The following is an 8,039-nucleotide window of genomic DNA, read 5'->3' as shown; positions in this document are numbered from 1 at the left end:
GTGATAGCTTCTTCGTTGCTACGTAAGTTTGGCGCAAAACCACCTTCATCACCAACGGCTGTATTTAGGCCTTGTGATTTTAAAACAGACTTCAAGCTGTGGAAAATCTCTGTACCAGCACGCAGCGCTTCTGAGAAGCTGGTAAAACCAACCGGCTCAATCATAAACTCTTGGATATCAACAGTATTATCCGCATGCTCGCCACCGTTTAAGATATTCATCATCGGTACAGGCATCGTCAACGACGTCTGATTACGCAAGTTGGCAATATATTGATATAATGGTAGATTCTGTGATTTAGCAGCGGCTTTGGCAGTGGCAAGTGACACAGCTAGCATTGCATTAGCACCAAGGCTTTCTTTGTTTTCTGTACCATCTAGCGCAATCATTGCATCATCAATGCCTTGCTGCTCAGTCACGTCTTTGTCGATCAAAGCACTGCGTATCTGACTATTAACATTAGAAACGGCTTTTTTGACGCCTTTACCCATATAGCGAGTTTTATCGCCATCACGTAACTCAAGCGCTTCACGTGAGCCTGTTGATGCGCCACTTGGAGCAGCAGCACGTCCGACAGTGCCATCAGCTAAGGTAACATCAGCTTCAATGGTTGGGTTGCCGCGCGAGTCTAAAATTTCACGAGCGCGAATGTCTTTAATTGCGGTGACGTTGTTGGTTTCTTCAGCGTACATAATGTCTGTTAATTCCTTTGGTCATGCCAAGTTTAGGGCGTAAATAACGGCAGTTAGAATACAAAAAAGATAAAGCAAAATATCGTATAGTAATGCGCAAAAAACAGCTTTAGTGATTAATACAATCAGCTCATTTTAAACGTGATTAACGGTTTATTTCATCCCTTAACCATTAGCTATAGTGCTTGGTATCATAGCATAAATTTCGCCAAACTATCCTTATCTTGCAGCAACGGATGGTCATAAAATCGCCCATCGATAGTCAAATGACTAGCCATCAATTTATCTCAGTACATATGATATCAAACGTCATATAACTCTTATGCTTTTGTTAGACGTTCCGCTCTAGTGTGGGAGCCAGATACCGTATTATCAAGGTCAACCTTTGTTTTAAAATGGGTTAAGCGTAGCGCATTCATCAATACTGAAATAGAGCTAAGCGCCATAGCAGCAGCCGCAATCATAGGGTTTAAAAAACCAAAAGCGGCGAGCGGAATACCAAGGCAATTATAAATAAAGGCAAAAAATAGATTTTGTTTGATATTGCGCAGCGTTGCATTCGCAATTTTTTGCGCAGCATCGATATGCATCAGCGACTCGCCCATCAAGCGTGCAGAGGCACTATGTTGAGCAACATCAGTGCCTTCAAACATCGCAAAACTGGCATCGGCGGTTGCCATCGCTGGCGCGTCATTAACACCATCCCCTGCCATTGCTACTTTATGACCAGCTGTTTGCAGCAATGCAATCTGGCTGGCTTTATCACGTGGGCTCATTTTGCCATAAGCTTGCTCGATGCCTAGCTGCCCTGCGACATGATCGACGACAGATTGTTTATCACCACTCATCAAAATGACATTAATACCAGCATCTTGTAATGCAGTTATGGCTTGTGGCGTATCTGATTTTAAGTCATCGGCTAAAGCAAAAGCCCCAAGCGCTTCATCATTAATACTAATCGCAACAGTGCTGGCAATTTGCCATACTTTTGGCATCAGTTTTGGCAGCATCAAATTAGCAAACTCTGCAGTACCGACCTTTACCAAACCTAAGCCTTCAATATTTGCCTGTATACCTGCGCCCTTGATAACACTAATATCAGTCACGTTAAATAAGGGTAAACCGCGCGCTGTCGCTGCATTAACCAAAGCGGTTGCAAGTGGATGGCTCGCATGAGCCTCGACACTGGCGACTATTTGCAAAACATCATCAACCGCTATGGATTTATCCACCATGACTTCATCGACGATGGTCGGTTTACCAATGGTTAAGGTGCCAGTCTTATCAAGCACCACAGTGTCGATATTACCTGCTGCTTCAAGGCTTTGCGCATCTTTAAACCAAACGCCGTGACGCGCTGCAACACCCATACCCGCCATAATCGCCGCTGGCGTGGCTAGACCAAGCGCACACGGACAAGCAATGACCAAGACCGATACCGCATGCATTAAGGCAGTATCAACCATACCCGTTAGCCACCATGTCAGCCCAAAGGTGATCAAAGCAATGGTGACTACGACTGGGACGAATACTGCCGTTACTCTATCGGCAAGGCGCGCTAAATTGGCTTTTGAGCCTTGAGCATCGCTGAGGGCTTGTACCATATCACCAAGTTTAGTATCGCTACCTTTGGCACGTACTCGGTATAATAAGCTGCCGTTTTCAACCAAAGCACCGGCTAATAAACCATCGCCTATTTCTTTTTTAAGCGGTACTGACTCACCGGTTAAATGACTTTCTACACACCAGCCAGCACCATCGATGACTACTCCATCAGTTGCGACGCGGCTGCCTTGCTTAGCACGCAAGATATCATCTACTTGCACTTCTTTTAGGGTGATATTTTTAAACTCACCATTTGGCTGCTGCTGCTCAACTTCGTCTGGTGTTAACGACAATAGTAAATCGATACTATTCAAACTGTGCTTTTTGGTGCGCTCTTCAAGATATTTACCCGTGCGCACAAAAGCAATAACCATCACCCCTGCTTCAAAATATACTGCAGGACTGCCACTCTCACCATGACCGCCAGCATGCCCACTTTGCAAGAGACTGTTTAAAGTGCCATCACCATGGGTCAGCCATAGATAAGTGGAATACGCCCAAATAGTAACGGTACCGATAACGACCAATACGTCCATATTGGCAAGACCGCCTTTAATAGACGCCCAAGCACTTTTGTAAAACGGCAGTGCAAAACCAAACTGTACAATCGTCGCTAGGATAAACTGCATCCAAACCGGTGGCATCCACGCCATACCTTGACCAACAACCATGCCAGCCATACCAACTAAAAATGGCACCAAACAAATCCAAAGCCCAATTAATCGCCACGGATACTGAGTTTCTGTATCCTCATTCGTCTTCTCAAACAAACTATCAGCCGCCTGCAAATTGGCAACAAAACCAGTTTTATTCACCCATTCTGTCACTTGCTCAGGTGTCGTCTGCGTCGGATCATAATCCACATTGGCAGTCTCACCTGCGAAGTTCACACTCACCTCATAGACTGATGGCTTCTTATTCAACACCTTTTCGATTCGTGATGCACAAGCCTGACACGTCATGCCCTCAATCGCCAGTTGCAAATGCGCACGCTCAGGCGCAAGCGGCGTATTGGACTCAATGTCAGTCTCAACCTCGTAGGCATTGTGATTATGGTTGTGAGTATCAGCATGGGTAGAATCATTCATAGATATAACTCGATATAGCATTTATAAAATAGTATGAAATACAAAAAGGGCTTATAAATATAAAAACATTTAATGGCTATTTTGGTCAATTAATTCAATCAATACAGTAAAAAATATATAGATAATAAATATTAGATATTTACAGTCTAACATTTCTAACATTTCTAACATTGCCAGCACTTTAGCCGAGCTTTACCTGAACCTTATCTGAGTATGGCCACTAAAAAACCAGCTACAGCAGCTGGTTATTCAGTTGTATATTCGGCGGGCAATTATGCATTGGCAACGGTTGCATCAAAGCCTGCTTCGTCGATAGCTGATGCAATGGCTTCCGCACTAGTCTTGCTATCATCAAAGGTTACTGTCGCTTGATTATCAGCGAGTTCGATACTGATGTCATCTAAACCATCGATATCTGCGGTTGCGTTATGGACACTTGCTACACAACCGCCACAAGTCATGCCATCAATTTTAATAATACGTGTTTGGTTCGCCATGTTAGGCTCCTTATTTTTATCTGTGAATAAACGGCTTATATGTTCTCTTACTATCCATACTGATTACAGTAGTATCAATCTAACATAAAGCTTATCGGTGCTAATGACAGTAAGTTTAGGTATCTCCTTTTTAACCGAACTTAATCCTCATAACGCGGATTTTGCGGGGCATCAATAGGAAATGGCTGAGTGACATAATCTACCATACTGATTGCCGCTGTAAAGGCATGGATGCTGGTCTTAGTATCATCATAACGCAACAATGCCGTATGACTGTCAGCATCTAGCTCAATAGCCGTGACGCCCGTGATATTCTTCAAAGCGATCATGACGCTCTCTAAACCTTCTGCATCATTGATGTTTTCGATGCTTACTTGTGCCACTTTAATCGCCATTGTATTATCCTCACATTACTGATGATATTAATGAGTATCCAAGATCTCAAAGCCTTTGACCAAGACATCAAGCTGCTTAAGCTGACGCAAGAACGGCTCTAACTGGCTCATACGTAGTGCACACGGACCATCACATTTTGCCACCTCTGGATTTGGATGCGCTTCCAAAAACAATCCTGCCAATCCAGTTGCTATACCCGCACGTGCAAGGGTAGTAATCTGCTCACGGCGTCCGCCCGCGCTATCACTACGCGCGCCCGGCTGCTGTAAGCTGTGCGTCACATCAAAGAATACCGGAATATCCATCTGCTTCATGGTATCAAAGCCCAGCATATCGACCACCAAATTATTATACCCAAAAGCACTACCACGCTCACACAGGATAAGCTTATCGTTACCGCCTTCAAGGCACTTATTGACGATATGACGCATCTCATGCGGGGCTAAAAACTGCGCTTTTTTAATATTAATAATCGCATCGGTCTTTGCCATCGCATGGACTAAATCCGTCTGACGGGATAAAAATGCAGGCAGCTGGATAATATCCGCAACTTCGGCAACTGGTGCCGCTTGATAAGGTTCGTGCACATCGGTGATAATCGGCACTTGGAATTTTTCTTTGATTTGCCCAAGCCAATCGATACCCTGCTCTAGCCCCGGCCCACGATATGAGGTCAAGCTTGAACGATTGGCCTTATCAAAGCTGGCTTTAAACACATAGCCAATACCTAATCGCTGGCAGATATCGATATATTGCTCAGCAATCTCAAACGCCATCTCTTTTGATTCTAAGACATTCATCCCACCAAACAATACGAATGGCTGATCGTTGCCGATGTTAATAGTATTGCCATTTGGCGTCTTAAGCTGAATATGTGATTGTGCTGTTAATGAATTTTCCATTAATCACGTCTCCTCTTTATTGTTATCAATATTTCTGACTCATATTGTAACCGATAGCCTCATTAAAAAAAGGTCATAAGCGTAATTAGCTGCAAGCTATAGTCAGGGAAAAGCAATATCGATACATAACGTACTGCTGATATCAATTTTTCTTGCTTGCTGTGCCTACGCAGACAGAGGCTGCAAAAAATTTATACCAGCAGTACCGTAGCGTTTTTAAGGTATTTTAACTATATAAGAAAAATATCATGCACAATAGACCTCTTGCAAAAGTACCGTTTTATTGACCTCCGCTAACAGAGTATCAAGGCCTAGCAATGACTTATGCAAGAGATCTAATGCTTAAAAAGAACATGCTTTAGAACCATAGTAATAGAATCAGCCATAAAAAAAGACCAATCCAAAGATCAGTCTTTTTTTATCAAAAGCGATTATAAGTTAATAATTACTTCGCTTCACTATAGTTCTTTGCTGCTTTTACAAAGCTGTTGAACAGTGGGTGACCACCGCGTGGCGAGCTGGTAAATTCAGGGTGGAACTGTACTGCCACAAACCATGGATGTTCGTTAATCTCAACCGACTCTACCAAATGCTGCTTGGCAGAATAACCAGAGATGGTCATACCCGCTTGCTCTAATGGCTCAATATAGCGGTTATTCATCTCATAGCGATGGCGATGACGCTCAGTGATATTGGTCGAGCCATAGATTTGTGCAAGTTTACTACCAGCAACCAACTCAGCTTGCTGAGCGCCTAAACGCATCGTACCACCAAGGTCTGAATCATCGCTACGAATCTGCAATTCGCCGCGCTCATCTAACCATTCGGTAATCAAACCAATGATAGGCTCAGCAGTTTTACGATCAAATTCAGAAGAGTTGGCATCGATATGTAGCACGTTACGCGCATATTCAATCACTGCCAACTGCATACCTAAACAGATACCTAAATAAGGCACGTTGTTTTCGCGAGCATAAGTAATGGCTTTGATTTTACCCATTGTACCGCGCTCACCAAAGCCGCCTGGTACCAAGATAGCATCAGCATTATGTAGCTGCGCCAATAAGCTGTCATCATCTTCTAGACGTTCAGCATCGACATAATCAATCTTGACGTCGACTTTATGAGTAATACCAGCATGTAGCAATGCTTCATTGATCGACTTATAAGCATCTGGCAGCTCAACATATTTACCAACCATCGCTACCGTAACACTCGATTCAGGATTCAGCTGTGCTTCAACCACTTTATCCCAATCGCTTAAATCGGCTTCTGGCAAGTCTAAACCAAAGCGCTCACAGATCAAATCATCAAGATCTTGCTCATGTAACGTACGCGGTATCTGATAGATACTCTGTGCATCTTCACACATGATGACCGCACGCTCTTCAACGTTGGTAAATAGCGCAATCTTGCGGCGGTTGTCTGGTGAGATATGATGATCAGAGCGGCAAATCAAGATATCAGGCTGTAGACCAATAGAACGCAGCTCTTTGACTGAATGCTGGGTCGGCTTGGTTTTGGTTTCGCCAGCACTAGCAATATAAGGCACCAGTGTTAAATGCATCAGCATGGCTCGATTGCGACCAAGCTCTACTTGCATTTGACGTACCGCTTCCATAAAGGGTAGCGACTCGATGTCACCTACTGTACCACCAATCTCAATAATCGCGATATCGTAGCCTTCGCCACTGGCAAGGATTTTACTTTTAATTTCATCAGTGATATGCGGAATCACCTGTACCGTACCGCCTAGATACTCACCACGACGCTCTTTGTTCAATACATTCTGATAGATGCGACCACTGGTGAAGTTATTGCTTTTGCTCATTTTTGAATGACGTAAAAAGCGCTCATAATAGCCCAAGTCCAAATCAGTCTCGGCACCATCTTCAGTGACGAATACTTCGCCATGCTGGAACGGGCTCATCGTGCCTGGATCAACGTTGATATACGGATCCATCTTGGTCATTGTGACAGTCACGCCACGTGCTTCTAGGACCGCAGCAAGAGAAGCGGCGGTGATACCTTTTCCTAGTGAGGACACTACCCCACCGGTCACAAATATAAACTTGGTCATAGTACTCTGTCGGTAATTGGTAAAGAAGGATTTTACTAAAAATACGTCAAAAAATATAGGGCAAAAGCACAAACTCTTTGAAACTCTTCATTTTTAGTGTTTGTCTATTATAACCCACTCGCTTATTAAAAAGGCTATAACAAAAAAACTCACCCCGAAGGATGAGTTTTTTATAATCAGATTCTAATGGTTAGATTAGAATTTGTATTCTAGACCGCCACCAACAACAAACTCTTCAGTCTCACCGTTACCGCGAACCAACTCATTGATAGGGTCAACATTATCAATACTATTCATACCAGCATAGGCATGCGCAATCATGTTTGGCTGATAGAAGTATTTACCACCAACAACGATTTGATCAGCGTCAACATCTTTTACACCGTCTTTATCTGACGTGTTGTTGTACTGAGCATAGACAGCAGCAGGTTTTGCAAAGTTAGATAGACCCATTTGAGCACTAACAAGCAGACCTTTTTCGTCTTCTGAAGTCGCATCAAAATCAGCTACTTGGTACATACCGCCTAGTGTTACAGGAGCAGCCATATATTTGCCTAGATCGACAGTGGCAGAACCACGGATAATGTCACCAGTGATGTTGACATCTTTATCGTACGCAACACCAGCAGTGAAGCCAGTACCTTGATCAAACATAGCAGCAACACCAAAGCCATTGTCACGACTATCTTCTTCGTCAACAAATTTCTCATCAGCGGCATACATTGCAGTAACTTGTACTGGCAAGCCATTATACTTAGGCGCTAACCACAAAATAGAGT

Annotated in this window: 7 protein-coding genes; all 7 read right to left on the bottom strand. The window is 43.5% G+C overall.

The annotated features are described in order from the left end of the window. On the bottom strand, positions 1 to 692 hold a 692-nt coding region (eno, locus tag VLN09_RS08360; protein WP_414709110.1), incomplete at its 3' end, for a phosphopyruvate hydratase. 320 nt (positions 693 to 1,012) lie between these two features. Then, positions 1,013 to 3,385 carry a cation-translocating P-type ATPase gene (locus VLN09_RS08355; protein WP_325245510.1) on the bottom strand — a complete coding sequence of 791 codons (2,373 nt, stop codon included), beginning with the start codon at positions 3,383 to 3,385 and terminating at the stop codon, positions 1,013 to 1,015. A gap of 272 nt (positions 3,386 to 3,657) precedes the next feature. Further along, entirely contained in the window at positions 3,658 to 3,882 is a 225-nt protein-coding gene (locus tag VLN09_RS08350; protein WP_325245508.1) for a heavy-metal-associated domain-containing protein, read from the bottom strand. Positions 3,883 to 4,022: 140 nt separating this feature from the next. After that, a complete protein-coding gene (locus tag VLN09_RS08345; protein ID WP_325245506.1) occupies positions 4,023 to 4,277 on the bottom strand; it encodes a hypothetical protein in 255 nt (84 codons plus the stop codon). 27 nt (positions 4,278 to 4,304) lie between these two features. Beyond that, positions 4,305 to 5,180: a 3-deoxy-8-phosphooctulonate synthase gene (kdsA, locus tag VLN09_RS08340; protein WP_325245504.1), complete on the bottom strand. Its 876-nt coding sequence runs from the start codon at positions 5,178 to 5,180 to the stop codon at positions 4,305 to 4,307. Between the two features lie 445 nt (positions 5,181 to 5,625). Next, the gene (locus VLN09_RS08335; RefSeq protein ID WP_325245502.1) at positions 5,626 to 7,260 is read right to left on the bottom strand and encodes a CTP synthase; all 1,635 of its coding nucleotides are present in this window, start codon (positions 7,258 to 7,260) and stop codon (positions 5,626 to 5,628) included. Between the two features lie 195 nt (positions 7,261 to 7,455). After that, a partial coding sequence (locus VLN09_RS08330; protein ID WP_325245500.1) for a porin occupies positions 7,456 to 8,039 on the bottom strand: 584 nt, incomplete at its 5' end.

The organism is Psychrobacter sp. (assembly GCF_035469765.1).
Taxonomy (GTDB): domain Bacteria; phylum Pseudomonadota; class Gammaproteobacteria; order Pseudomonadales; family Moraxellaceae; genus Psychrobacter.
The sequence above is the reverse complement of the archived record's forward strand: the minus strand, read 5'-3'. Positions and strand labels throughout refer to the sequence as shown.

Bases quoted from the DNA above. Each gene is read 5' to 3' on its own strand.
- VLN09_RS08355 (WP_325245510.1), bottom strand. From the start codon at position 3,385: ATGAATGATTCTACCCATGCTGATACTCACAACCATAATCACAATGCC.
- kdsA (WP_325245504.1), bottom strand. From the start codon at position 5,180: ATGGAAAATTCATTAACAGCACAATCACATATTCAGCTTAAGACGCCA.
- VLN09_RS08335 (WP_325245502.1), bottom strand. From the start codon at position 7,260: ATGACCAAGTTTATATTTGTGACCGGTGGGGTAGTGTCCTCACTAGGA.
- VLN09_RS08345 (WP_325245506.1), bottom strand. From the start codon at position 4,277: ATGGCGATTAAAGTGGCACAAGTAAGCATCGAAAACATCAATGATGCA.
- VLN09_RS08350 (WP_325245508.1), bottom strand. From the start codon at position 3,882: ATGGCGAACCAAACACGTATTATTAAAATTGATGGCATGACTTGTGGC.